Origin of the sequence: Telluria aromaticivorans (genome assembly GCF_013003915.1) — a bacterium.
GTDB lineage: Bacteria > Pseudomonadota > Gammaproteobacteria > Burkholderiales > Burkholderiaceae_D > Telluria > Telluria aromaticivorans.
Genome location: NZ_JABAIV010000003.1, coordinates 545,271 through 568,057, shown reverse-complemented (window position 1 = coordinate 568,057; position 22,787 = coordinate 545,271). Strand labels below are relative to the sequence as shown.

The following is a 22,787-nucleotide window of genomic DNA, read 5'->3' as shown; positions in this document are numbered from 1 at the left end:
CATCTGAGATAATTCCGCCCGGCATCAATTCACCTGGACCGAGACATGGATTTTGTTTACTTAGTTACTCCCGTGCTGACCTGGATGGTGGTCGGCCCGATCAAGTTCTTGATTACCAGCGCGCGCCAGCGGCGCTGGGCCTTCAACCTGGTGGGCAACGGCGGCTTCCCCAGCAACCATAGCTCCGTCGTCACCAGCATGGCCACCCTGATCGCACTGCGCGAGGGGATGGGACATCCGGCGTTCGGGGTCGCGGTGACGCTTGCCTTCATCGTGATGATCGACGCGAACAGTTTGCGCCAGCACGTCGGCCGCCAGGCGGCCGCGATCAACAAGTTGGCGTGCGACACGGTGGGCCACATTGTCCTGCGCGAGCGCATGGGCCACACCCTGGTGGAAATCACTGGCGGCATCGCCACCGGCATCGGGATGGGTTTCCTGATCAACTTACTGTTCGGCGCGGCCTGAGCAGCTTGAAGAACGGACAGGGCGGACGTCCGCCCGTCCGGATTTTCGCTGCATTCCAGCCACCCGGAATGCAGCTCATCGCCAAATATCGCAGTTCATCCCACGATTTCCGCGTTATGCAGAGTCGTCAATTGACGCCCACAGGGCACTACTCGATACTGCGCGCTGGCTGTCCATATTCTAATATTTACAAGATCACTGAGTCCTTCTCTGGAGAACCACAATGCTGCGCAAATCACTACTCGTCCTTGCCATAGCCACGGCGCTCGCCGCCTGCAGCAAGGAGGCCAAGGAGCCTGCCAAGCCGGGCGCTGAAACTTCCGCCAAGGCCGACGGCAAAGATCCAAAGGACAAGCGTCCTTCGCAGCTGCAGGTCGCGTCCGAAGACGTGCTGACCATCCAGAGCGACACCCTGGCCTCCGGCCCGGTCGTCACCGGTTCGATCCAGCCTGAACGCAAGGCCGACCTGCGCGCCGAAGTCTCGGCCGTGGTGCTGCAAGTGCTGAAAGACAACGGCGAGCCGGTCAAGCGCGGCGACGTGCTGGTGCGTCTGGACGAGACTGCGATCCGCGACAGCCTGGTATCGGCCGAAGCCACCGTGCGCTCGTCCAGCCAGGCCCTCGACCAGGCCATCCGCCAGCTCGACCGCATGAAGACCCTGCGCGCCTCCGGTATGGCCTCGGCCGTCGGCCTGGACGATGCCGAAGTGCGCCGCAACAGCGCCCAGAGCGAATTGTCGGCCGCCAGGAGCCGCGCCGCCACCGCGCGCCAGCTGCTCAACCGCACCGTGGTGCGCGCGCCTTTCGACGGCATCGTCTCCGAGCGTAAAGTGTCGGCCGGCGACACCGCCAACATCGGCAAGGAACTGGTCAAGGTGATCGATCCGAACAGCATGCGCTTCGAAGCGCGCGTCTCGGCCGATTCGATCTCGACCCTGAAAGTGGGCCAGAAGGTGAATTTCCGCGTCAACGGCTACGGCGACCAGCAGTTCGCCGGCGTCATCAAGCGCATCGACCCGGCCGCGAATGCCGTCACCCGCCAGGTCGAAGTGCTGGTCGAGTTCGCTGACAAGGCCCAACCGCGCGTGGCCGGCCTGTACGCAGAAGGCCGCGTCGATGCTCAGAGCAGCACCGCGCTGATGCTGCCGGAAGCGGCGCTGGTGAAGGCCGGCGACAAGGCCTACACCTGGCGCATCAAGGACAAGACCCTGAACAAGGTCCCGCTGGTAGTCGGCGCGCGCGACCCGCGTACCGGCAATGTCGAGATCAAGCAGGGCCTGGTGGCCGGCGACGTCGTGCTGCGCGCCCCGACCTCGAACCTGAAAGACGGCCAGAAGGTCGAGATGCCGCCCGCGCGCGTGGCAAGTGCTGGCAGCGCGACCGGTAACGTCGCGGCACAAGGGAAATAAACCATGTTCCTCTCTAATTTCAGCGTCAAGAGGCCCGTTGCCACCATCGTCCTGATCGTGGCGATGATGGCCATGGGCCTGCTCGCCCTGTCCAAACTGAAGGTCAACCAGAACCCGGACGTCGAGGTGCCGGTCGTCGTGGTCGACATCCCGTATCCGGGCGCCTCGCCCGAGACCGTCGAACGCGAGATCACCAACCGCCTGGAAAAGCAGATGCTGGCGATCCAGGGTGTGACCGAACTTAATTCCAATTCCTACGAAGGCGGCGTGTCGATCTGGATGGAATTCGATTTCGACCGCAACGTCATCGAAGCCTCGGACGACGTGCGCAACGCGATCGCCGCGGTGCGCTACAAGCTGCCGATCGAGATGCGCGAACCAGTGCTGCGGCGCTGGGATCCGGCCTCCGAGCCGGTGATGCAGCTGGCGCTGTCCTCCAGCGCCCAGTCGCATGCCGAAATCTCGCGCTATGCCGAAGACGTACTGGCCGATAAGTTCCGCGCCATCGAAGGCGTCTCGACCGTGAACGTGAACGGCGCGCTGCGCCGCGAACTGTCGGTCCTGCTGCGCGCAGAGAAACTGCGTGAGTTCAACGTGTCGGTGTCGGAAGTCACCAACGCGCTGCGCACCCAGAACACCAATGCACCGGTGGGCAAACTGCGCAGCGAACTGGACGAGAAGGGCATCCGCCTGGTCGGCCGTATCGAGCGTCCGGAAGATTTCTCGCAAGTCGTGGTCAAGCGTAACGGCGACCAGATCGTGCGCCTGAACCAGGTCGCCGAGATCAAGGACGGCTTTGCAGACGTCAACAGCCTGTCGGTCCGTAGCGGCAAGCCGAACGTCGGCCTGCAGATCGCCCGTTCGCGCGACGCCTCGACCGTCTCGCTGGCCAAGAAGGTCCACAAGCTGGTTGAAGAAGCCAACAAGGAAATGCCGGAAGGCACCAAGCTCGAAGTCGTGCGCGACGGCGGCGAAGAAGCACAAAGCAGCCTGAACAACGTGATCGAATCGCTGGTGCTGGGCGCCGTGCTGACCATCTTCGTGGTGTACGCCTTCCTGAACTCGTGGCGCTCGACCCTGATCACCGCGCTGTCGCTGCCGACTTCGGTGCTGGCCGCCTTCATCGCGGTCTGGCTGTGCGGCTTCACGCTGAACTTCATGACCCTGCTCGGCCTGTCGCTGGCGATCGGCGTGCTGATCGACGATGCGATCGTGGTGCGCGAAAACATCGTGCGCCACATGGAAAAGGGTTCGGACCGCCGTACCGCCGCGCTCGAAGGCACTGCCGAGATCGGCATGGCCGTGGCCGCGACCACCTTCTCGATCATGGCCGTGTTCGTTCCGGTCGCCTTCATGCCGGGCGTGTCCGGCGAGTGGTTCCGTCCGTTCGCCCTGACCGTCACCTGCTCGGTGATCGTGTCGCTGTTCATCTCGTTCACGCTCGACCCGATGCTGTCGGCCTACTGGGGCGACCCCCCTGACTACCACCACCAGCCGAAGAAGGGCATCAGCCGCCAGCTGGAACGCTTCAACGTCTGGTTCGACCACCAGGCCGACCGCTACGGCAACGTGATTGCCTGGGCATTGCACCACCGCAAGTGGATGGGTGCGATCGCCGTGGCCAGCCTGGTCGGCGCGATCGGCCTGCACATGGCCTTCGGCGGCTCGAGCTTCCTGCCGAAGTCGGACGGCGGCAACCTGATGATCGAAGTGCGCACCCCGGCCTCGTCGAGCGTCGAATACGCGCGCCGCAAGCTGGAAGCGGCAGCCGAGATCGCCCGTGCCATCCCGGAAACCAAGGACACCAACAGCTCGATCAACCCGAACGGCGGCCGCGTCTACATCGATATCGGCAAGCGCAGCACCCGCGAGCGCAGCGCCACCGAGATCGGCGCCGAGCTGCGCAGCAAGATCGCACCGCTGGTGGGCGCCGAATACGTCGTCATCGACGACCTCAACGGCGGCGGCAAGCCGGTGCAGGTCGAGTTCACCGGCCCTGATTCGCGCAAGCTGATGGAACTGACCGGCGCCTTCATGGAGAAGCTGCGCCAGGTGCCGGGTGCGGTCGACGTCACGCTGTCGGAACAGGACCCGAAGAACGAGCTGCAGATCGTGCTCGACCGCGGCCTGGCCAATGCCATGGGTATCTCGGTCAACGATGCGGCCCAGGCGCTGCGCGTGGCCTTCGCCGGCATCGAAGTGGGCGACTGGGTCGACCCGACCAGCGAAACCCGCGACGTTGCCGTGCGCCTGCATCCGGACGACCGCGTCAACACCGAGAACATCGAGCGCCTGCCGATCGCGGTAGCCGGCACCGGCATGATGGTGCCGCTCGAACAGATCGCCACCATCACCATGGGCAAGGGGCCGTCCGGCATCCGCCACAAGGATGGCGAGCGCATGATCACCGTGTCGGCCAATGCCCAGGGCCGTTCGGCCGGCGAAGTGACCGCCGACGCGATGAAGCTGGCCAAGACCTTCGACTTCCCGCCGGGCTATGGCCTGGCGCTGGGCGGCCAGGGTGAAGACCAGGCGGAACTGTTCACCGAGATGCTGATCGCGCTCGGCTCGGGCATCGGCCTGATGTACCTGATCCTGGTGATGCAGTTCGGTTCGTTTACGGCGCCGCTGGGCGTGATGCTGTCGCTGCCGCTGTCCCTGATCGGCGTGGTGCTGGCCCTGATCCTGACCAAGAACACGCTCAACCTGATGAGCATGATCGGCGTCCTGATGCTGATGGGCCTGGTGGCGAAGAACGCGATCCTGCTGCTCGACGCTGCCCGTGCGCTCGAACACGAAGGCATGGAGCGCGAAGAAGCGCTGATGCAGGCCGGCCGCAAGCGCCTGCGCCCGATCCTGATGACGACCTTCGCCCTGATCGCCGGCATGTTGCCGGTGGCCATGGCGCTGGGCGACTCCGGCCAGTTCTACCAGCCGCTGGCGATCGCGATCATCGGCGGCACCATCACCTCGACGCTGCTGACCCTGCTGGTCGTGCCGACCTTCTACGACAGCATCGAGATCGCCCGCGACCGCATGTTCGCCAAGTTCAACCGCCGCGCAGCACGCTATAACGTGATCGCCGCGTTCTTCATGACCTTCATCGAGGCCATCCTGACCCTGGTGTTCGTGCGCCTGATCTTCCGTTCGATCATGCGCCTGGTGCGCTTCGCAACCGGCCGCGGCCGTGGGAAGGTGTTGCCGGCTTGATGGTCGAAAATCGTAGCGTGGGCGGGTTCTCCCGCCCACGCGGTGATAGTTGGAATATGAGCAGCCGTACAGGCGGCTTTACCCGGGTTTGAACGCGCGGCCGTTCGTAGTTCAGGCCACTGGCCTGAACTACCCCGGCCACCTACATCAGCCATAAACGGCCAGCCTCGCGCTGGCCGTTTCTATTTCCGAGCGCCGCAAACACGAAAGCCAGCCTTTGGGGGCTGGCTTTCGTGCCTTGCAGCCAGACGCTTACTGGCCGGTGGTTGGCGGCGTGGTCGACGTTCCGGTGCCGGTAGTGCCGGTCGCGCCCGTGGTGCCGGTTGCGCCGGTACCGACTGGCGGTGGGGTCATGGCCGGATCAGTGGTGGTGCCGGTTGGTGGCGTGGTGGCCGGATCGGTCATGGTGCCGGTGCCGGTCGCGCCGGTGCCGGTTGCGCCGGTACCGGTGTCACCCGTGGTGCCCATGGTGCCGGTGCTGCCGCTGGTGCCCGAGGTGCTGCTTGGGGCGGTGGCCGACGTGTCAGTGGTCGTGGTGGTGTCGGTTGCCGGTTCGTTCTTGCGGCATGCGCCCAGCAGCGAAGCCAACACGGCAGCAGTCAGCAGGATTTTTGGTGCTTGAGTCAGTGCTTTCATTGTTTAAACTCCTCGTTCACGTCTATCTTGTGCCGCGGGCTCCAGATAGGAAAGGAGTCCCGGCGGCGCCAGGGTTAGGTCCTCCGAGGGTCCATTGGAACCCAGCAGTGGAACCATCAGGGAACCGACGCAACACGCGGCCCCATCAGCGCACGAACCCGACTGTGAATAACGACTGGCAGTTGATTCGCCAACGCGCCGGATCGAACACCTCGTACTCGTTTCCGCGTTGTTGCTGCGGAATTCGTTGAAGAGCAGGTGCTACACACCCATTCCCCAACCCACCGGTTGTGGCCGGATGGTTTCGTCGCCGCCGGCATCCTTGCCGGCAACTTGTTCCAGCAGCGCGGGTATTTCCTGAGAAATTTCCCGCGCCAGATAACCGAGTGTGCCCAGACGTTCTGCCAGGCGCTCCCCTGCGCGCGCATGCAATGCCACGCCCCAGCAGGCGGCCTGGTCGAGCGGCGCGCCGCGCGCCGCCAGCCCTGCAATGATTCCCGCCAACACGTCGCCGGAACCGGAGATCGCCAGGCCGACATTGCCGCCTTCATGCTGGTACAACGTTCCATCCGGCGTTGCGATGACAGTGCGCGCACCTTTTAATGCGACGACCGCGTTCCAGGCCTGCGCCGCGTCCAGCGCCTTCGGGTCGGGCCCGGCAGTGATCTCGTCCTTGGCGATGCCGGTCAGGTGCGCCATTTCGCCCGCATGGGGCGTGACGATGACCGGACGCGCGAAGCGCCATGGCGTATCGAGCGGCCAGCCGGCGGGCGGGTGCAGCAGGGCGCCCATGGCGCAGGCATCGAGCACCACGGCAACACGCGAATCGCCCAGGCGCGGCAGCAGCGCATGCACCAGTTCGGCCGTGGCCGGCTCGTCCTGCATGCCGGGACCGATCAGCACGGCATCCACGCGGTCGGCCAGCGGATCGAGGCTGGCAACGGCGTCGATGCGCAAGCCCGCGCTGGCCTGCTCGAGCAGGCCGATGACGCGCGCCTCGGGCATCGCCAGCGCCACCAGTTGGGCCACGCTCTGGCCGGTGGCGATGGTAAGCTTGCCGGCTCCCGCGCGCAGCGCGGCGGTGGCGGCCAGGATGATCGCGCCCGGCATTTCGCAGGAGCCGCCGAGCACCAGCACATGGCCCCGGACTTCCTTGTCGCCTTCGACGGCCGGCATCGGCACCGGCCAGCTGCGCAGCAGGGCTGTATCGACGTCGTGCACGACGGTAGCGCGGTTGAGTGTATCCATGGGAAGTAAGCCTTACGCCTTCGGAGCGGCTGGCAGGTCCTTGCTGGCGGTAACCGGGGTGCCGGTCGCTTCGAGCGGCGCCACGAAATTCACGAGGCGCAGGGCAGGGTGGCCGCCCTTGCCGAGCTTGGGATCGAATTCGTAGGAGGTGACGGAACAGTTCGGTACGTCGCCGGCGCGGTCGAAATCGAGGATGGTCTTTTCGCTGAGGCGCTCGAACAGGTAGCGGAAGCAATTGACCGTAACCTGGTGCGCAACGATCAGCACGCGTTCCTTGCAGTACTCGCGATTGAGCGTGTCGATCACGCTGCGCAGGCGCAGGATCACGTCGCACCAGCTTTCGCCGCCGGGGGGGCGGAAATAGAACTTGCCGACGTGCTGGCGCTGCTCGTAAAGCTCCGGGTAGTGGTGGGCAATGCCGTAGGTGGTAAGGCGGTCGAGGATGCCGAACTCTTTTTCGCGCAGGCGCTCGTCGGATTCGATGACCATCCGGTTACGGTCCAGGCGCTGCATCATGATGTTGGCGGTCTCGGCAGCGCGCACATAGGGCGAGTGCAGCACGACGGTCGGCTGCTGGTCTGGCGGCAGCGAGGCGAACCAGGAACCCAGCGCCTCCGACTGGCGCTCGCCGAGCTCGGACAGGGACACGTCGACGTCGCGGTCGGCAATGTCGATATGGTGTCCGGCGGCGGCTTCAGCCAGGTCGCGCGCCACGTTGCCCGCACTCTGGCCGTGCCTGACCAGCCAGATCTCCTGCGGCCACTTTTGTTCCATTAACAGTCCATCGATGATGTTGACATGGCGTCATCATAGACGGATTCTACGGCCGCAAAGCGCACGATTGCAGCCCTTCCAGAGCGGCTTGCGGGCGCGTCGGAGGGGTCTTACAAGGCTGTTTGTAAAAGCATGAAAAAAGGCGAAATCGTCCTGCCGGACGGCGCAGGTCGCCTCGTCAAGACACCTGCTCTTCGCTATCGAGATTGATGTCCGCATCGCTCTGGAATACCCGCAGGTCGGTCTGCCCGAGCATCCGGCTGGTAACGGTGCCCGCGGTAATCGAGCCACTGACGTTGAGCGCGGTCCGGCCCATGTCGATCAGCGGTTCCACCGAAATCAGGAGGCCGGCCAGCGCCACCGGCAGGTCCATCGCCGACAGCACGATCAGCGCGGCAAAGGTGGCGCCGCCGCCGACGCCGGCCACGCCGATCGAGCCGAAAGCAACAATGGCCAGCAGCGGCAGCAGGAAGGAGGCCGTCATCGGGTCGATGCCGACGGTCGGGGCGATCATCACCGCCAGCATGGCAGGGTAGATGCCGGCGCAGCCGTTCTGCCCGATGGTGGCGCCGAACGAGGCCGCGAAGTTGGCGATGCCTTCCGGGGTGCCGAGGCGCGCGGTCTGGGTCGCCACGCTCATCGGGATCGATCCGGCGCTGGTGCGCGAGCTGAACGCGAAGGCCAGCACCGGGAAGATCTTCTGCAGGTAGCGCAGCGGGTTCAGGCCGCTGCCGGCGACCAGCAGCAGGTGCACGCAGAACATCAGCGCCAGCGCGCAGTACGAGGCGACCACGAAATTGGCCAGGCTCAGGATGTCCTGCAGGCTCGAGCCTGCCACCATCTTCGCCATCAGCGCGAACACGCCGAACGGCGTCAGGCGCAGCACCAGCGTCACCATCCGCATCACGATCACGTGCGCCATGTGGACGAAGTCGCTGAACGACTGGAACACTTCCGGCTTCTTGCCGGCGATACCGGTGGCCGAGATGCCGATGAAGATCGCGAACACGACTACCGCGATGGTCGAGGTCTTGCGTGCGCCGGTCATGTCGAGGAAGGGATTGGCCGGGATGAAGGACAGGATCATGCTCGGGAGCGAAATATCCTTTGCCGCCGCCACGTTGCCCTGCAAATATTCGCCGCGTGCGACCTCCGCCGTGGAAGCGGTCAGGCCGACCGCAGTCAAGCCGAACAGCTTGGCCATCAGGATGCCGATGGCGGCCGCCACGATGGTGGTCAGGATCAGGATGCCGATCGTCAGCGTGCTGATCGTGCCGAGCGACCCTGCGTTGCGCAGTTTCAGGATGGCCTGGATGATCGACACCATGATCAGCGGAATCACGATCATCTGCAGCAGTTTGACGTAACCGCTGCCGACGACGTCGAGCCAGGCGTTGGTGGCGACGATGGTGGGCGAGGGCGCGCCGTAGATCGCCTGCAGCGCCGCACCGAACACGACGCCCAGGCCGAGGCCGGTGAACACGCGCCTGGTGAACGAGGCATGGCTGGCCTGCATGCGGTATAGCAGCACGCAGGCTGCAAGCGCCACGGCCAGGTTGAGCAGGAGAGGGAAGTTCATTCAGGCCTTTTATGGGGAGCGATTCAGGCAGCTAGTGCGCTACGGAAATCTATCGCCGCATTTTATAGGCAAACCGATATTACCGCCGGAGAAGACGCGCACTGCCGGGCCGGAACTGCGATGAGCAATGTTGTGGAAATGTCTAGCCAGTCCAGCTACAGCGCATGTTTTCCTGACAAAGTTGTGTGGCGCAGCGGCGACGGACTCGCCTGCCGGCTGCAAAGCAGCTCGTCAATATGCGTTGCGCATGAGAATCTCTTTCTAAACCCGCTGCAGATGTCCTTGCATCGTCTTCCGCCATTCCATTTTCTTTCGAGCGCATCATGTTCAAGAACTTGACCATCAAGTCACGCCTCATCTTCGTCATCAGCCTTCTGGCAGCCGAGCTCGCGGTCGGAGCCGTCATTGGCATCTATAACCTGAGCAAGGCAAACGCCGAGCTGAAGAACCTGTACGACAACCGCCTGGTGGCCCTGGGCCAGCTCAGCCACGTCATGCAGCTGATCACGACCAACCAGCTGCTCGTCGCCAAGGCGGTCGGTATCAGCGACAGCGCGCAGCGCAGCGCCCTCGTGCAGCAGGTCGATACCAATATCGCGGCGGTTTCCTCTACCTGGAAAGCCTACGAGCAGACCGAGCTGACCGTCGAGGAAGCCGCGCTGGCCGGCAAGTTCGTCGAAGCCCGCAAAGCCTTCCTGGCGCAAGGCCTGGTGCCGGCGGTAGCGGCCCTGCGCGCCAACGACAGCGCACGCGCGGGCGAGCTGGTGGCGGGCGAGATGTCGCGCAGCTTCGGGCCGGTCGGCGCCCTTGGTAGCGAGCTGATCGAACTGCAGCAGCGCGTGGCGAAAGCCGATTACGAACACTCGCTGGCGGCCTATGAGACGGTGCGCCTGGTCTGCCTGGCCGGACTCGCGTTCGGTCTCCTGATGGCGGCGGTGGTCGGCTGGATGCTGGTGCGCGCGATCGTGCGCCCGATCGAGGCGGCAGTGAAAATCGCCGGCGCCGTGGCTGCCGGCGACCTGACCCAGCAGATCGACGTTACTTCGAACGACGAAACCGGCCGCCTGCTGCAGGCGCTGAAGGACATGAACGGGTCGCTGGTGGACATCGTCACCCGCGTGCGCGGCGGCACCGACACGATCGCAACCGCCTCCGGCCAGATTGCCGCAGGCAACTTCGACCTGTCGTCGCGTACCGAGCAGCAGGCCAGTTCGCTGGAAGAGACCGCGTCGTCGATGGAAGAACTGACCTCGACCGTCAAGCAGAACGCCGACAACGCCCGCCAGGCCAATGTGCTCGCGGCTTCCGCGCAACAGGTGGCGGGCAAGGGCGGTGCCGTGGTCGAGCAGGTAGTGCGTACGATGGGCGAGATCAATACCTCAGCCACACGCATCGTCGACATCATCTCGGTCATCGACGGCATCGCCTTCCAGACCAACATCCTGGCCCTGAATGCCGCCGTGGAAGCGGCGCGCGCTGGCGAGCAGGGCCGTGGCTTCGCCGTGGTCGCAAGCGAAGTGCGCAACCTGGCGCAGCGCAGCGCGACGGCGGCAAAGGAAATCAAGGCGTTGATCGACGATTCGGTGCAGAAAGTGAACCACGGCTCGGAACTGGTCGACCAGGCCGGCGCCACGATGGCCGAGATCGTCCACAGCGTCGGCCAGGTGACCGACATCATGGCGGAGATCACCGCCGCCAGCCAGGAACAGACCGCGGGCATCGAACAGATCAACGACGCCGTCACACAGATGGACCAGGTGACCCAGCAGAACGCGGCGCTGGTGGAGCAGGCCTCGGCCGCGGCCCAGTCGCTGCAGGATGAAGCGGCGCAGCTGGCGCTGACGGTGGGTGCGTTCAGGCTCGATGCACCGGCAGTGCCTGCGGCGCGCGCGCCACGCGCCATGGCGCCGGTGCCGCGGGTCGCCAGCCCCGTGGTTCGTGCGATGGACAAGCCGGCTACCGCGACGGTCCGGCTGGACACCGGCGCCACCGCGCCGAAGCGCGCTGGCAAGAGCGCGCAGACGGCTGCGGCAACCGAGGGGTGGGAAGAGTTCTGACGGTGGCATGGCGGGCCGGCAAGGCCCGCCATGACTGCGAAGCGCAGGAGAAACGGCGGTGTGCCTGGTTAGCGCACCGCCGTTTTGTCATTCCATGACGATGACAAGCGCAGCCAGGCCAAGGCTGAGGCCGAGCGCCACACCCAGGCGCTGGCGGATGCGGCGGCTGTTCGAGATGATGCCCTTGGCAAAGGTGCGCTTCGGCGCCGCCGGGTTGCTGCGGTCGACGGTAGCTGGATGGATGTTCTGCTGCGAATGTTCGGTGTTCATGGTCGGTTCCTGTTGCCGTCTCCGCCGGAGACCTGCATTGATTGATGTCGTTGATACGAAGCTTGGAAAAGCTGACTGCGGGGCCCGGCAGAGTCTGCGCTGAGGTTTCCCTTGCCGCGCTCGCCGAGCTCAGGCAAGCCGGGCAGCGGTGGCCGGATAGTTCCAGCCCGGTGGGCAGGCATGGCCGCGCGGTGCTGCGCGATTCGGGTCAGGCTGGCCGATGCGGGCATCGGCCAGCTGCGGGCACGTGTCCAGGTGGTACGGAACAGGGTGGCTAGACATGCGGTGACCAGTACTAAGCTTCGACTTCACATGCGATTCGTATTGCGATCACGCTGCTGGGCTGCACGGGATGTTATTCATTTTACATTCCCGGTCAGTGAATTCAAGGGTGTACACGATTCGTTACAACCTCAACTAATTGCCCTCTATCAACAATATCCTGCTCGCACCCCAGAAAGTCAAGTCAAGACTGCATTGCGTCGGAAACAACCAACATGGTTCCTGTATCCCTGGCAGGTAACGAACCTGATCGCGATACGAAAAACCGGTCGGTGCAGCGATTAATGCATCATTTCGTCCCGATCTGATATTTTCTGCTTCGAGACCGTTTTGTGATGTGGGCTGCATGCGCCTTGCACCCACCAGACGCCGCCCTAGACTGGGTTAACCGCCTCTGGCATGGCCAGTGTTGCGCTAATCGTCCGGCAGGCATCTCATTGCGGTTCTACCCGCTTGCACCAGTGCCCGGCCAACGCCCTTACCATTTCGCGAAGGAGCAATCATGCGTTCCCTATCCCTGGCAGTTTCTGCCGGCCTGCTGGTGCTGGCATCCGAAGCCGGCGCGCAGGCAAGCAAGTATCCAGTCACTTCCGACAGCGCCATGTCGAGTGTGCAGGTGACTGCGCCCGCACGCCGTATATTCCAGGAAGACCTCGACACAGTCCGCGGCCAGTACGCCTTGTCGAACGGCTGGCGCCTGAAGGTGGATCCTGCAGCCAGCGGCATTTCTGCCCAGATCGACAAGCAGCGTCCGATTCACCTCGTTGCACTATCCAAAGATAAATTCGTTTCTCGGGACGGCAATGTGGAAATGGTCTTCAACCGCGGCGACCAGGGCGATGACATGGTGATGAGCTATGTGTCGACCGACTCGAGAATCGCCCAGCTGATCGTGGTGAGGGCGACGCTGGCCCAGCGCTGAACCGAGCCGTCAAAGCTCGAAACAAAAACGCCAACCGCGAGGCTGGCGTTTTTTTCGCGTCCACAATCCGGCGCTTGTCTCGAATCCGCTGGGCCGGTGCGCCATCAGCCGCTGGAAGCAAGCGAATGGATGTCTACTGCCCGACGCAAATAATCTTGGTCACGTATTCGTGGGCGCTGCCCTTCTTTTTAGCGGCCCAGTCGATGACTTCCTGGGCATCGGCGACCGTCATGACGGTGGCTTTTTCCTTGTTCCTGATGAAGGAGACGCCTTCGAACTTGCCTTCCTTGCTGCGCATGACTTTGGCGAACACGGGCGCCTTGTTTTCTTTGTCGGCGAGCTTGTTTTGCTGGACGAGGTAACGCTGGTCGATGTTTTCCATGCTGGTGTTCTAAAGGTGAGGGTTCAAAGCCGTATTTTACGGCGTGCAGGTGTTCGGTACGAAAAACAAGGGCGCCGCCGATGCCTTCCATTTCGCAAGCAAAAGCAAAAAGCCCACGAACGTGAATTCATGGGCTTTCTGGGTATTCGTGGTAGGCCGTGCGGGATTCGAACCTGCGACCAACGGATTAAAAGTCCGCTGCTCTACCAGCTGAGCTAACGACCCGAAGAAGCGAGATTATAGGATGCTGGACACATCCTGTCAAATCCCGCGTCCCGTCGTCCAGCCCAACCGGGAACTTATTTCAGCGAAGCCAATCGGTCTTTCGCGGTCTTGCCGGCGCTCGTGCCGGGGTATTTCGACACCAGCTGCTGCAATGCCTTCTTGGCGTTCTTGCTGTCCTTGAGCAGGGCATAGCTGCTGGCGATGTTCAGCATGGCGTCCGGCACCTTGGGGCTATCGGAATACGTTCTGGTCACGACTTCCTGGGCGGCGATGGCCTTCTTGTAGTCGCCCAGGGCGTAGTAGGCGTTGCCGAGCCAGTACTGGGCGTTCGAGGCGTAAGGCGATTCCGGGTAGCGGCGCACGAAGTCCTGCAGCGCGGTGGCGGCGCCCTTGTAGTCGCCCGACTGGAACATGGCCGTGGCGCTCTCGTAGGCGGTCTTTTCGGATGGCAGCACTTCGGCGGCCTGGCCGTCGACGATTTCCTGCTGCGGCTCGATCTTCTTGATGCGCGCATCGAGGTCGGCGTACAGCTGTTTCTGGGAGTTCTGCGCCTTGCTGATCTCGTTGGCCAGCACTTCGATCTGGCCGCGCAGGCGGGAAATTTCTTGCATGGTCTGCTCGTGCTGGTTCAGCATGTCGAGCTGGACGGTCTTGTCCGACTTGGTATCGATGCGCGCGTTCAGGTCGCGGGCAATGGAATCGACCTTGGTGCGCAGGTCGAGGATGGCCTTGCGCGCTTCGTCGTCGTCGAGCAGGCCGGCGGATGCCTGCAATGGCATCCAGGCCATCAGGACGAGGCAGGCGAGGCGGGACGGGGACAATTTCATCATGGCAGGGATCTTTCCGGTTGCAGAGTAAAAACGGGGCGGATGCAGTCTGCACTGCTATCCGCCCCATTGTCAATCGCGCTTGACTTAAGAGCGCCTCACGATCTTCCGGGGAAGCCGCCAAGCGCTGTCAAGGTCAGTTGATTACTGGTAAACGATATCGGCGCGGCGGTTTTCAGCCCATGCAGCTTCGTCGCTACCGGTGGCTTTCGGCTTTTCTTCGCCCAGCGACACGGCTTCCATCTGGTTTTCCGACACGCCCAGCGACGACATCGAACGGCGGACGGCTTCGGCACGCTTCTGGCCCAGGGCCAGGTTGTACTCGGTGCCGCCGCGTTCGTCGGTATTGCCCTGGATCAGGACCTTGCGAGCCCCGTTCTTGGTCAGGTAGCCCGAATGGTTGGCGACGACCGGCTTGCCGTCTTCGCGCACGACGAAGCTGTCGTAGTCGAAGTAGACGCTGCGGTTGGCCAGCACGCCTTTTGGATCGTTCAGCGGGTCGACGCTGCCGGTTTCCACTGGACGAACGTCGCGCGGATCAGCCGGCTGGGCTACCGGGGTCGGGCTCTTTTCGACGACCGGGGTTTCGTTCAGCTTGGGCGTCGACGAGCAAGCGGTGAGCAGGACAGCCGAAGCGATAAGGGCTACTTTATGGAAGTGGCGCATGGTTTTTCTCCTTGTCTAATAAAAAGTTTACTTCTTTACTTCATGAAGGGACCCCAGCTGGGCTCCCGAATGTTTCCCGCTTTGGTAGTCAAGCGCTGCTTTACCCGTCCATCCACCGAGACCACGGCCAGCGAGACACGCCCGCCGCCCTTGGTCGCATACATGATGTACTTGCCGTTAGGCGAAAAACTCGGTTCGGTGGCCCCATCGGCCAGGCGCAGTTCCTGGCCGCTGGCCAGGTCCATCGCGTAAAGGGAGAAACCGCCATTGCGCTGGGAGATCCATGCCAGGGTCTTGCCGTCCGAAGACACGCGCGGGCTGATGTTGTAGTTGCCGTTGAAGGTGACGCGGGTCGGATTGCCGCCCGAGACGCTCATCTTGTAGATCTGCGGGCCGCCGCTGCGGTCGCTGGTGAAGTAAATACTCTGGCCGTCGGCCGAGAACTGCGGCTCGGTGTCGATCGAGGCGCTGTTGGTCAGGCGGCGGTGGCCGGTGCCGTCGGCGCCGACCGTATAGATTTCGGTATTGCCATCCTTCGACAGGGCCACGGCCAGCATGTTGCCGTTCGGTGCCCATGCCGGGGCCGAGTTGTTGCCCTTGACGTTGGAAATCACGTTGCGGCGGCCGGTCATCAGATCTTGCAGGTAGACCACCGGTTTACGGTCTTCCATCGAGACATAGGCGACCTTGCTGCCGTCCGGCGACCAGGCTGGCGAGATGATCGGTTCACGGCCGCGGGTGGCGACGATTTCGTTCTCGCCGTCGGCGTCGGCCACGGCCAGGGTGTAGTTACGGTTGGCGCGGTCTTCTTTCACATAGGCGATGCGGGTCGAGAAGATGCCGCGGGTGCCGGTCAGCTTTTCGTAGACGTCGTCGGCGATGCGGTGGGCTTGCAGGCGGGTGTACTTCGGCTGGACTTCGCCGCCCAATTGCGACAGCTGGGTGCCGCCGACGGTGTCGTGCAGCTTGTAGCGCACGGCCAGGCGGCCATCCGGCTGGCGCGCCACGCTGCCCACGACCAGCGCCTGGACGCCGCGCGCCTTGAAGGCGGCGAGGTCGGGGCTGGCGCTGTCGCTGATGGCCTGGCCCGCATCGACCACCTTGAACAGGCCGCTGCGCTCCAGGTCGGCGCGGATAATGGCAGACACCTGTTCCGGGGCCACCGATTCATCGGCAAAGGCGGCGACGGCGACGGGAATCTGGTTGCTGCCGACGCCGGCGATTTCAACCTTGAGCTGGGCCTGGGCGGTGCCCGCCAGAAGGGTAGCGCTGAACAGCAGGTAATGGAGTTTTTTCATAGTTGAGCGTTTGATTGGACTAACCCAGTCAGTCGTAATCCTTCATCGAGAAATTAACGTCGAGCGTGCGTTCCACCGTCCCGTCTTTCTTCTTCGGGAGAGGCGAAGCATTCTTGATACCATTTTGAACTGCCCGGTCGAACTCAGGCACACCGCTGCTTTTCACCAGCCGCACCGACATGATTTCACCGGTCGGCAACTGGTCGACCTTGAACACGGCTTTCGGATTGCCCGGCATGGTGGTGCTGCCGGCGTACGCAGTGGCGCTCTTGATCGCGGCGGTGATCGCGGCCACGTAGCCGGCATCTGCCTTCGGCGCGGTCGATTTGACGGCGCTGCCGCCGCTGCCCATGGCGCCGGCCATGCGTTTCATTTCTTCGTCGCGGAACTTGGCCAGCTTGGCGGCTTCGGCTTTCTCGGCCTTGTCCTTGGCGGCCTTGTCCGCGGCAAGTTTCTTGTCGGCGGCCTGCTTCTCGAGCTTCTTCTTGTCGTCCGCTTCCTTATTGGCGAGTTCCTTGCGTTCGGCCTCGTCGCGCTTCTTCTGCTCGGCGAGTTCCTTGCGGGCTTCTTCCTTGCGTTCGAGTTCGCGTTTCTCGGCCAGCTCCTGCTTGCGCGCTTTTTCCTTCAGCTCTTTTTCACGCTGAAGGTTGATGTCGGGCGGCGTCGGGGCAGGGCGCTCGATTGGTATCGGCTCGGCCACGCGTGGCGGCGGCGGGGTCGGTTCAGGCCGTGGCTCGGGTTCCGGCGCGGGCGGGGGAGGGAGTTCGGGTGCGGCGGCGGTCTGGACCGACATGTCCCAGACTTCGGCTTCGACCGCAACCGGCTCGTTGTTCTGCCAGCTGATGCCGAACCACAAAAAGCCCACCAGCACGGCGTGCACGGCCACTGCCAGCAGGAAAGCGGGCAGGCGGCTCGGTTCGGGCGGCACGCTGTAGGGCGCGCCGGCTGCGGCAGGGGTCAATGCTGGCATGCGGTCGTCTCGGGGTTCATCACTTGGTGGCGAGTCCCACCCGGTTGATGCCCATCTTCTTCGCTTCGGAAATCAGCTGGATCACATCGTCGTATTTGCTGTCGCGGTCACCGGCAATCAAGACCGGGTAGTCGGGATTTTCTTCGTGCAGGGCGCGCAGGCGCGCCAGCAGGGCGGTGCGGTCGGCCACGTCTTCTGACGCCACCTTCTGCTTGCCGCCGACGCCGATCGACAGCTTGTTTTCAGGCTGGATCGAGATCTGGATATAGGTGTCCGGCGGCAGCGCCGACTTCTCGGCGCTCGGCAGGTTGACCACGCTCGGCGCTTCGTTGGCGGGCACCGCCATGAAGATGATGAGCAGCACCAGCATCACGTCGATGTAAGGCACGACGTTGATCTCGGACTTGAAGCTGCGTTTGCGTCCGCTGCGCAGGCTGCTGGAAAAGGCCATTCAGTGTTCTCCGCTGTGCTTAGCGCGCCTGGCGCTGCAGGATGTTCGAGAATTCTTCGACGAAGCTCTCGAAGCGGATCGCCAGGCGGTCGATGTCGTGGGTGAAGCGGTTGTAGGCCACCACCGCCGGGATCGCGGCAAACAGGCCGATCGCGGTGGCGATCAGCGCTTCGGCGATGCCGGGCGCAACGATCGCGAGGGTCGCTTGCTGGACGCTGGCCAGGCCGCGGAAGGCGTTCATGATGCCCCAGACGGTGCCGAGCAGGCCGATGTAAGGCGAGACCGAGCCGACCGAGGCCAGGAAGTTCAGGTGGATGTCGAGGGCGTCGAGCTCGCGCTGGAAGGCGGCGCGCATGGCGCGGCGGGCGCCGTCGAGCGCAGGGCCCATGTCGGCGGCGTCGCGCGCGGCCTGCTTGCCCTTGATGAATTCGCCCATGCCGGCTTCGAAAATGCGGGCCAGCGGGCCGCTCTGGTCGCGCTGGCTGCTGGCGCTCTGGTGCAGGGTATTGAGGTTGCCGCCGGCCCAGAAGCTGCGCTCGAACTGCTCGGTCTGGTTCCTTGCGGCTTTCAGCGCGAACACCTTGCGGAAAATATAGGTCCAGCTCACCACCGACAGGATCAACAGCAGGGCCATGATCAGCTGCACCAGGATGTGCGCGTTGCTGATCAGGTGGATAAACGAAAGGTCTTGGGTTGCGGTCATCGGGTAGGTTCTGTTGTCGAATTATTCAGGCACGCATTTGCTAATTCACGCGGCGCGCATTTTATCAGCAGCGCTGTCGGGAATCGACCGTGGACGCATCGTCGCGGTATCGACGCAGCCCACTTTCACGTGGGCGCTGGTCAGGAGCAGGTCGCCTTTCCAAGCTTGCTGGACGAACTGGACGGAAGCGCGGCCGAGCTTTTCGACCGTCGTGCGGATCGTCAGCACATCGTCGAGCCGGGCCGGCGCGTGATAATCCAGGGAGGCGCTCTTGACGACGAAAGCGGCGCCGTCGGCATCGAGCAGCTCTTGCTGGCCGACGCCCAGGGCGCGCAGCCATTCGGTGCGGGCACGTTCAAAGAATTTCAGGTAATTGGCGTAAAACACGATGCCACCGGCGTCCGTATCTTCGTAATAGATCCTGACTGTCCAGTCAAAAGCTGAAGGCATTTCCCCTGCCATTTAAATGTAAATAGGAAACATTTTACGCGATTTTTGCCGACCCTATGTACGCTTAAGAACATAGGGGCCGGAAAAAGGTCAGACGTGCCTCTCGTTCAGGCACTACGCTGCGGCAGTAGTAGACGTGAAACATGGCCGAAAGGCCAATAACTGTAACACTTTCTAACAATTGCAGAGCGCGCGTTACGGAGCGTCGCCGAGCTCAGTTCAACCATACGACAACGCCCGCCTCGGTAGGGTGGGCAAGTCTCTTGCCCACGCGTTCAACAGCCAGTGGAACAGCCGCACGGACGGCATTACCGGCTGACCGCGTGGGCAAGGAACTTGCCCACCCTACGAGGCACGACTCAGCTGCGTTTGATGGTGAACGGCGAAAACCCCTGGCAAGTCGGCATCAGCTCGATGCTGTTCACATTGACATGTGGCGGCAGGGTCGCGATCCAGTAGGCCGTATTCGCAATATCCTCCGCGCTCAGCGGGGTCGTGCCTTCATACACCTTGGCCGCGGCCGCATCGTCGCCCTTGAAGCGCACGTTCGAAAACTCGGTGCCGCCGCACAGCCCTGGCGCCAGGTTGGTGGCGCGCACGCCGGTGCCGACCAGGTCGGCGCGCAGGTTCAGGGTGAACTGCTCGACGAAGGCCTTGGTCGCCCCATACACATTGCCGCCCGGGTAAGGGTAGTGGCCGGCCACCGAGCCCAGGTTGATCACCAGGCCACTGCCGCGTGCCACCATGCCAGGGAGCACCGCGCGGGTCATCGTCACCAGGCCCTGGCAGTTGGTGGCGATCATCGTGTCCCAGTCGTCCAGGGGCACCTCGTGCGCCGGCAGGGTATTCAGCGCCAGTCCCGCGTTATTGACCAGCACGTCGATGTCGCGCCAACCCTCGGGCAGGGCGGCGATGGCGGCATCGATCGAAGCGCGGCTGGTGACGTCCAGGGTGACCGGCAGTGCGGCATCGCCCAGTTCGGCCGCCAGGTGGGCGATGCGGTCGGTGCGGCGGGCCGCCAGGATGGCCTTGTGGCCGTTGCGGACGAAAATGCGGGCCATCGCGGCGCCGAAGCCGGCCGAGGCGCCGGTAATGAAGACGATCATGGGAGGTTCCTGGTGGCGGCGAAGTGGAAGGAAGGGAAAATTGTAGCCGAAATGGCTACAAGCTTGCTGCGGCCCCGTCACTTGTTAGGAAGACAGCAGTTTCCTTGCCCTAAGGGGCTCGGATCACATACAATCTGGAGTCATTTACGTCTCACGTAACTGGCGAAACACCGTGCCGCATCCGAATGCGCCAAGCACGGCAAAAGGTGGGCACCCACCGGGGAACGTGAGATGTCATCGCCGTTCGCCTGGGCAGCCATCAACTGGACCGCGTCGTGTCGTGTGCGGCCTCGCGGCTGCCTTGCGTCCGCCCGGCCGCCAATTCTGCGCCGGCGCGCCGGACCGCCGGGGCGCCGGACCGGCCCGTTGCCTGGTATTTCTCTCGATTGGAGTTTTACATGTTTGCAAAGAATCATACGCTCGCCAATGTCGACCCGGACCTGTGGGATGCCATCCAGAAGGAAAACGTTCGCCAGCAGGACCACATCGAACTGATCGCGTCCGAGAACTACACCTCGCCGGCCGTCATGGAAGCGCAGGGCTCGCAGCTGACCAACAAGTATGCTGAAGGCTATCCAGGCAAGCGCTATTACGGCGGCTGTGAATTCGTCGACGTCGCCGAGCAGCTGGCGATCGACCGCCTCAAGCAACTGTTCGGCGCGGAAGCCGCAAACGTGCAGCCGAACTCCGGTTCGCAGGCCAACCAGGGCGTGTTCTTCGCCATGCTAAAACCCGGCGACACCATCATGGGCATGTCGCTGGCCGAAGGCGGCCACCTGACCCACGGCATGGCGCTGAACATGTCGGGCAAGTGGTTCAACGTCGTCTCCTACGGCCTGACCGAGCAGGAAGACATCGACTACGAGGCCATGGAAGCTTTGGCCCGCGAGCACAAGCCGAAGATGATCATCGCGGGCGCCTCGGCCTTCGCGCTGCGCATCGACTTCGAGCGTTTCGCGAAAATCGCCAAGGAAGTCGGCGCCTATTTCATGGTCGACATGGCCCACTACGCCGGCCTGATCGCCGCAGGCGAATACCCGAACCCGGTGCCGCATGCCGACTTCGTCACCTCGACCACGCACAAGTCGCTGCGCGGCCCGCGCGGCGGCATCATCCTGATGAAGGCCGAGTTCGAGAAGCAGATCAATTCGGCGATCTTCCCGGGCATCCAGGGCGGTCCGCTGATGCACGTCATCGCCGGCAAGGCAGTGGCGTTTAAAGAAGCGCTGTCGCCGGAGTTCAAGGCGTACCAGCAGCAGGTCGTCAAGAACGCCAAGGTGCTGGCCGAGACCCTGATCGCGCGCGGCCTGCGCATCGTGTCGGGCCGTACCGAATCGCACGTGATGCTGGTCGACCTGCGCTCGAAGAACCTGACCGGCAAGGAAGCGGAAGCGATCCTCGGCCAGGCGCACATGACCTGCAACAAGAACGGCATCCCGAACGATCCGCAGAAGCCTTTCGTCACCTCGGGCATCCGCCTCGGCAGCCCTGCCTTCACCACCCGTGGCTTCAAGGAAGAAGACGCGGTCAAGGTGGGCCACCTGATCGCAGATGTGCTGGACAACCCGCACGACGCCGCGACCATCGAGCGCGTGAAGGCGGAAGTCAAGCTGTTGACCGACAAGTATCCGGTCTACGCCAAGTAAGTAACCTGGGGCCGCGTCGTGCGGCCCCTTTTTCAGCACCCGGCGCCCCATGAAATGTCCTTTCTGCCAGCATGAAGATACCCAGGTCCTCGACACGCGCGTGTCCGAGGAAGGGGACGCCATCCGCCGGCGCCGGCGCTGCGCGAAGTGCGACAAGCGCTTCACCACCTATGAGCGCATCGAACTGTCGATGCCGATCATCGTCAAGAAGAACGGCAGCCGCACCGAGTTCGCATCGAGCAAACTGCGCGGCAGCCTGATGCTGGCCTTGCGCAAACGTCCCGTGGCCGCCGAAGCGATTGATACCGCCGTCGCCACCATCGAAGAAAAGCTCCTGACCAGCGGCCGCCGTGAAGTCGACACCGGCTATGTCGGCGAACTGGTGATGCAAGAGCTGAAACGCCTCGACAAGATCGCCTATATCCGCTTCGCTTCGGTCTACAAGAATTTCGAAGACCTGGCCGAGTTCCAGGAAGCACTCGCCGAAGTCGGCCACCCGCGTAAATAAGCCGCCCGGGCGTCAGCCAGGCAGCTCATCAGTTCCCCGAAAACGATTGTGCCAGCTCACGGCGGGCAGATGCTCGCCTGATAACTTCGCAGCTCGCAGACGGCAGGCCGCTTCATGGCGCTGCCGGTGTTTCGATGCTGACGAGGGGAGGTGGCTATGCGGGCGCATGGAGTGCAAGGATTCACGCTGGTCGAGGTGCTGGTCGCGCTGTTCGTGCTGGCGGTGGGCATCGTCGGCGCCGGTGCTACGCAGCTGACGGCGGAGCGCCTGCGCCAGCACGCGGCCCTGGCCTCGGAGGCGGCGCAACTGGCGGCTTCGCTGGCCTCGCGCATGCGCGTCAACGCACCGGTTGCCGGCTTGCCAGATCCCGCCAATCCCTACCTCGGCTTCCAGTACGACGCCTCCGATGGCGCGCCCACCGCGCCGCTATCGTGCTTCGGCGCCACCGCATGCACGCCCCAGCAACTGGCCGATTTCGACCTGCACGAGATCCGGCGGGCCGTGCATGCGCAGTTCCCGGGCGGGCGCGTCGAGGTCTGCCGCGACGGCTCTCCATGGGACAGTGCGGGCAAAAGCTTTCGCTGGAGCTGCGATGGCGATCCGGGCGCACTGCCGGTGGTGAAGCTGGGCTGGCAGGGCACCGATGGTGCGCCGGGCTACGTGACGGTGCTGCGATGAGGCCGCGCGTTCACCGCCAGCGC

At 63.6% G+C, this 22,787-nt stretch carries 23 protein-coding genes, 1 tRNA gene and 1 riboswitch; of the genes, 8 read left to right on the top strand and 16 right to left on the bottom strand.

Annotation, left to right across the window (positions count from 1 at the left end; genetic code table 11):
• Positions 1-45: 45 nt before the first annotated feature.
• The 3 genes from HGB41_RS11895 to HGB41_RS11885 all read left to right on the top strand — a co-directional run bounded on the left by HGB41_RS11895 (position 46) and on the right by HGB41_RS11885 (position 5,086).
• Positions 46-468 carry a divergent PAP2 family protein gene (locus tag HGB41_RS11895; RefSeq protein WP_171084486.1) on the top strand — a complete coding sequence of 141 codons (423 nt, stop codon included), beginning with the start codon at positions 46-48 and terminating at the stop codon, positions 466-468.
• A gap of 223 nt (positions 469-691) precedes the next feature.
• The gene (locus HGB41_RS11890) at positions 692-1,876 is read left to right on the top strand and encodes an efflux RND transporter periplasmic adaptor subunit (RefSeq protein WP_171084484.1); all 1,185 of its coding nucleotides are present in this window, start codon (positions 692-694) and stop codon (positions 1,874-1,876) included.
• A 3-nt stretch (positions 1,877-1,879) separates the two neighbouring features.
• Positions 1,880-5,086: an efflux RND transporter permease subunit gene (locus tag HGB41_RS11885; protein WP_171084482.1), complete on the top strand. Its 3,207-nt coding sequence runs from the start codon at positions 1,880-1,882 to the stop codon at positions 5,084-5,086.
• A 252-nt stretch (positions 5,087-5,338) separates the two neighbouring features.
• Here the strand turns inward: HGB41_RS11885 and HGB41_RS11880 are convergent, their stop codons facing one another.
• The 4 genes from HGB41_RS11880 to HGB41_RS11865 form a co-directional block, all read right to left on the bottom strand.
• On the bottom strand, positions 5,339-5,722 hold the full coding sequence (locus HGB41_RS11880; protein ID WP_171084480.1) for a hypothetical protein: 384 nt from the start codon (positions 5,720-5,722) through the stop codon (positions 5,339-5,341).
• Positions 5,723-5,983: 261 nt separating this feature from the next.
• Positions 5,984-6,970 (bottom strand): NAD(P)H-hydrate dehydratase, encoded by a 987-nt coding sequence (locus tag HGB41_RS11875; protein WP_171084478.1) that lies wholly within the window; start codon positions 6,968-6,970, stop codon positions 5,984-5,986.
• Between the two features lie 12 nt (positions 6,971-6,982).
• The gene (locus HGB41_RS11870) at positions 6,983-7,744 is read right to left on the bottom strand and encodes a histidine phosphatase family protein (RefSeq protein WP_171084476.1); all 762 of its coding nucleotides are present in this window, start codon (positions 7,742-7,744) and stop codon (positions 6,983-6,985) included.
• 178 nt (positions 7,745-7,922) lie between these two features.
• Entirely contained in the window at positions 7,923-9,323 is a 1,401-nt protein-coding gene (locus HGB41_RS11865; RefSeq protein WP_171084474.1) for an L-cystine transporter, read from the bottom strand.
• A gap of 323 nt (positions 9,324-9,646) precedes the next feature.
• Here HGB41_RS11865 and HGB41_RS23745 point away from each other — a divergent pair, with 323 nt between their 5' ends.
• A complete protein-coding gene (locus HGB41_RS23745; RefSeq protein ID WP_171084472.1) occupies positions 9,647-11,380 on the top strand; it encodes a methyl-accepting chemotaxis protein in 1,734 nt (577 codons plus the stop codon).
• An 87-nt stretch (positions 11,381-11,467) separates the two neighbouring features.
• On the opposite strand, the gene HGB41_RS11855 is transcribed toward HGB41_RS23745, so the two are convergent.
• Both HGB41_RS11855 and HGB41_RS11850 read right to left on the bottom strand, forming a co-directional pair.
• Positions 11,468-11,650 carry a hypothetical protein gene (locus tag HGB41_RS11855; RefSeq protein ID WP_171084470.1) on the bottom strand — a complete coding sequence of 61 codons (183 nt, stop codon included), beginning with the start codon at positions 11,648-11,650 and terminating at the stop codon, positions 11,468-11,470.
• A 129-nt stretch (positions 11,651-11,779) separates the two neighbouring features.
• Positions 11,780-11,932 carry a hypothetical protein gene (locus tag HGB41_RS11850; RefSeq protein ID WP_171084468.1) on the bottom strand — a complete coding sequence of 51 codons (153 nt, stop codon included), beginning with the start codon at positions 11,930-11,932 and terminating at the stop codon, positions 11,780-11,782.
• 502 nt (positions 11,933-12,434) lie between these two features.
• Here HGB41_RS11850 and HGB41_RS11845 point away from each other — a divergent pair.
• Positions 12,435-12,854, top strand: coding sequence for a hypothetical protein (locus HGB41_RS11845; protein WP_171084466.1), 420 nt, complete (start codon positions 12,435-12,437; stop codon positions 12,852-12,854).
• A 133-nt stretch (positions 12,855-12,987) separates the two neighbouring features.
• On the opposite strand, the gene HGB41_RS11840 is transcribed toward HGB41_RS11845, so the two are convergent.
• The 10 genes from HGB41_RS11840 to HGB41_RS11795 all read right to left on the bottom strand — a co-directional run bounded on the left by HGB41_RS11840 (position 12,988) and on the right by HGB41_RS11795 (position 19,932).
• A complete protein-coding gene (locus HGB41_RS11840; RefSeq protein ID WP_171084464.1) occupies positions 12,988-13,236 on the bottom strand; it encodes a hypothetical protein in 249 nt (82 codons plus the stop codon).
• Between the two features lie 149 nt (positions 13,237-13,385).
• A tRNA-Lys gene (locus HGB41_RS11835) sits at positions 13,386-13,461 on the bottom strand.
• A 74-nt stretch (positions 13,462-13,535) separates the two neighbouring features.
• The gene (gene ybgF / locus HGB41_RS11830) at positions 13,536-14,291 is read right to left on the bottom strand and encodes a tol-pal system protein YbgF (protein WP_171084462.1); all 756 of its coding nucleotides are present in this window, start codon (positions 14,289-14,291) and stop codon (positions 13,536-13,538) included.
• 141 nt (positions 14,292-14,432) lie between these two features.
• The gene (pal, locus tag HGB41_RS11825) at positions 14,433-14,954 is read right to left on the bottom strand and encodes a peptidoglycan-associated lipoprotein Pal (RefSeq protein ID WP_171084460.1); all 522 of its coding nucleotides are present in this window, start codon (positions 14,952-14,954) and stop codon (positions 14,433-14,435) included.
• A 35-nt stretch (positions 14,955-14,989) separates the two neighbouring features.
• A complete protein-coding gene (gene tolB, locus HGB41_RS11820; RefSeq protein ID WP_171084458.1) occupies positions 14,990-16,252 on the bottom strand; it encodes a Tol-Pal system beta propeller repeat protein TolB in 1,263 nt (420 codons plus the stop codon).
• Between the two features lie 28 nt (positions 16,253-16,280).
• A complete protein-coding gene (tolA, locus tag HGB41_RS11815; RefSeq protein WP_171084456.1) occupies positions 16,281-17,222 on the bottom strand; it encodes a cell envelope integrity protein TolA in 942 nt (313 codons plus the stop codon).
• 19 nt (positions 17,223-17,241) lie between these two features.
• The gene (locus HGB41_RS11810) at positions 17,242-17,673 is read right to left on the bottom strand and encodes a biopolymer transporter ExbD (RefSeq protein WP_171084454.1); all 432 of its coding nucleotides are present in this window, start codon (positions 17,671-17,673) and stop codon (positions 17,242-17,244) included.
• A 19-nt stretch (positions 17,674-17,692) separates the two neighbouring features.
• Positions 17,693-18,376, bottom strand: a complete 684-nt coding sequence (gene tolQ, locus HGB41_RS11805) for a protein TolQ (RefSeq protein ID WP_171084452.1) — start codon at positions 18,374-18,376, stop codon at positions 17,693-17,695.
• Positions 18,377-18,421: 45 nt separating this feature from the next.
• The gene (gene ybgC, locus HGB41_RS11800; RefSeq protein WP_171084451.1) at positions 18,422-18,826 is read right to left on the bottom strand and encodes a tol-pal system-associated acyl-CoA thioesterase; all 405 of its coding nucleotides are present in this window, start codon (positions 18,824-18,826) and stop codon (positions 18,422-18,424) included.
• A gap of 359 nt (positions 18,827-19,185) precedes the next feature.
• Positions 19,186-19,932, bottom strand: a complete 747-nt coding sequence (locus HGB41_RS11795) for an SDR family oxidoreductase (protein WP_171084449.1) — start codon at positions 19,930-19,932, stop codon at positions 19,186-19,188.
• Between the two features lie 145 nt (positions 19,933-20,077).
• Positions 20,078-20,193, top strand: a riboswitch (ZMP/ZTP riboswitch).
• 137 nt (positions 20,194-20,330) lie between these two features.
• Between HGB41_RS11795 and glyA the strand changes: the two genes are divergently transcribed.
• The 3 genes from glyA (at position 20,331) to pilV (ending at position 22,764) form a co-directional block, all read left to right on the top strand.
• On the top strand, positions 20,331-21,578 hold the full coding sequence (glyA, locus tag HGB41_RS11790) for a serine hydroxymethyltransferase (protein ID WP_171084448.1): 1,248 nt from the start codon (positions 20,331-20,333) through the stop codon (positions 21,576-21,578).
• A 49-nt stretch (positions 21,579-21,627) separates the two neighbouring features.
• Positions 21,628-22,086 carry a transcriptional regulator NrdR gene (gene nrdR, locus HGB41_RS11785; RefSeq protein WP_171084445.1) on the top strand — a complete coding sequence of 153 codons (459 nt, stop codon included), beginning with the start codon at positions 21,628-21,630 and terminating at the stop codon, positions 22,084-22,086.
• 156 nt (positions 22,087-22,242) lie between these two features.
• Positions 22,243-22,764, top strand: coding sequence for a type IV pilus modification protein PilV (gene pilV / locus HGB41_RS11780; RefSeq protein WP_171084443.1), 522 nt, complete (start codon positions 22,243-22,245; stop codon positions 22,762-22,764).
• Positions 22,765-22,787 lie beyond the last annotated feature (23 nt).